This window comes from Streptomyces sp. NPDC044106 (assembly GCF_056433985.1).
The window spans coordinates 1-2,238 of the sequence record NZ_JBWKFZ010000048.1; the positions used below are offsets into that span (position 1 = coordinate 1).

General features: G+C 67.6%; 2 protein-coding genes. Both read right to left on the reverse strand.

All coding sequences use genetic code 11. The annotated features are described in order from the left end of the window. Positions 1-699: IS21-like element helper ATPase IstB (gene istB / locus AC07DI_RS37480; protein ID WP_478909447.1), on the reverse strand; the 699-nt coding region annotated here is incomplete at its 3' end. Further along, a complete protein-coding gene (istA, locus tag AC07DI_RS37485) occupies positions 696-2,114 on the reverse strand; it encodes an IS21 family transposase (RefSeq protein WP_478909448.1) in 1,419 nt (472 codons plus the stop codon). The genes istB and istA, both read right to left, overlap by 4 nt. Positions 2,115-2,238 lie beyond the last annotated feature (124 nt).

Here is a 2,238-nt window from a genome sequence, read left to right on the forward strand (position 1 = left end):
GACGACCTCGCAGTGGTGCAGGAGACGGTCGAGGATTGCGGTGGCAAGGACCTCGTCGCCGAAGACCTGACCCCACTCGCTGAAGGTCTTGTTCGAGGTCAGGATCACCGAGCCCTTCTCGTAACGCTTGGAGATCACCTGGAAGACAAGGTTGGCCTCGGCCCGTTCGAGAGGCTGGTAGCCGACTTCATCAACCACGAGGACGCTCGGCCGCAGGTAGGAGCCGAGCTTGTTCACCAGCCGTCCGGCGGCCTCGGCGGTCTTGAGGTTGCGGACCATGTCGTCGAGGGTCGTGAAGTAGATCGAGTAGCCGGCCCGGCAGGCCGCGACCGCGAGGGCGACGGCGATATGCGTCTTGCCGACCCCGGGCGGGCCGAGGAGGGCCGCGTTGGCCTTGGCCTCGACGAATGCGAGGGTCGCAAGGTCCTTGACCTTGCGCGGATCGAGGTCGGGCTGGAAGGAGAAGTCGTACTCATCGAGCGTCTTGTGATGCGGCAGCCGCGACAACCGCAGGCCCTGACGGAAGCGGCGGTCATCGCGGACCGCGAGTTCCTCGGACAAAACCAGGTCGAGGAAGTCGAGATAGCCCATCTTCGCCTCGTCGGCCCGGCGGGTGAACTCGTTGATGGTCTCCGCGAGGTGGGGCAGGCCGAGCTTGCCGGCCGTGGTGCGGATGCGGTTGCCGGTCAGCTGGCTCAAGAGGGTTCCTTCGTCGCTCGGTTGGTGGTGAAGGGGCGAGTGCCGGTCAGCTCGTCATAGACGGACAGCGGGCGGCGGCCGACCTCGACGCTGGCGGCAGCGGCCCGGTTCAGCAGGGCTTGCAGCGAGCCGGCCTCGGGCCCGGGAAGCTGACCGCGCCGGGGCTGGGGCATCACATCGCCGGTGGTGACACGGCGTCCGGCTCCGGTGGGCAGGCCGTCCCAGTGCTTCTCGTCCACGATCCTCGCGCCGCGGCCGACCGCCCTGGGGTGGGTGGCCAGCAGTGTGTTCCCGTCGGCGGCGGGGACAGTGGAGTGCAGGGTGACCTGCGACTTCGTGGCGCGGATCTCGACCAGTTGGCGTGGGCGGACCTTGCGGGCGGGCACTGAGTAGAGGTTCGCGTCGAAGGCGACCAGGCAGTCCTTGCCGACGTGCCGCAAATGCCGCTGGGTCACCACATACGGCGTCGGAGGCAGCGGCCGCAGAGCCACGTGATCGCGCACGGCCCGGTGCCCGATGATCTCGCCGTGGGTGCCGTGCACCTTGGCCCGCCGCAGCGGCACCCAGGCCGCGAAGGCGGCATCCATCTCCTCGATCGAGGAGAAGGCCCGTCCGGCCAGCACATGATCGCGGACGATCAGGACTTGCCGCTCGACCCGGCCCTTCCCGGTCGGGCGGTAGGCGGCCAGGACGTCGATGTCGAAGTCATAATGCCCGGCGAACGCGACCGCCTCCGGATGCAGAGGAACGGCCTCGCCCGGCGCGACGTGCCGGCGCACGACCGTCTTGGTGCGGTCGTAGACGATCGTCATCGGCACCCCGCCGAAGTGCGCGAACGCGGCCCGGTGGCAGTCGAAGAAGCTCGCTAGGTCCTGGCTGGTGGTGAAGCAGCAGAACGGATCACGCGAGTACGACAGCGTCATGTGGAACGAGTAGACCTTCGGGATCCCGACGTGGGCGAGAATCTTGCCCTCATCGCCCCAGTCCACCTGGGCCTGGGCGCCCGGGATGACCTCGAAGCGGCGGTGCAGTCCCGCCAGTTCACCCGGACTGATGCCGAGCTCCTCAGCGATGCGGGGCCTCGCCTCCTGGAGATAGATCTTGACCCGCTGGTAATTGATGGTGACGCTGTACTCCGACGCCAGGCGCTCGTGGATCACCGACGCCTTCAGCAGGATCTCCGACCTGAGCATCGCGTCGATGAGCGGAGCGACCTCATCGACCGCCCGCCGATACTGTTGCCCCTCAGCCGTCCGCTTCGGCGGCGCGACGGGGGCCTCGCCCGACAAGTACTTCGTGACCGTGCGGCGGTTCAGCCCGGTCTCCTTCGCGATCTCCCGCAGGCTCATGGCGCCGGATTCGTACAGACCGCGGAACCGCCTCAACTCCAGCCAGCGATGCGGGTCCAAGACCACCTCAGCCGCCCCTCTGCCACCCCGAAACCGACGACAGAAGACTCGCGGCACCCACCCGTCACCGCATCAACTTTGGTGCACTCTCATCCGTACGAGGTGGTGCACGTTCACTTGTACGCCGACA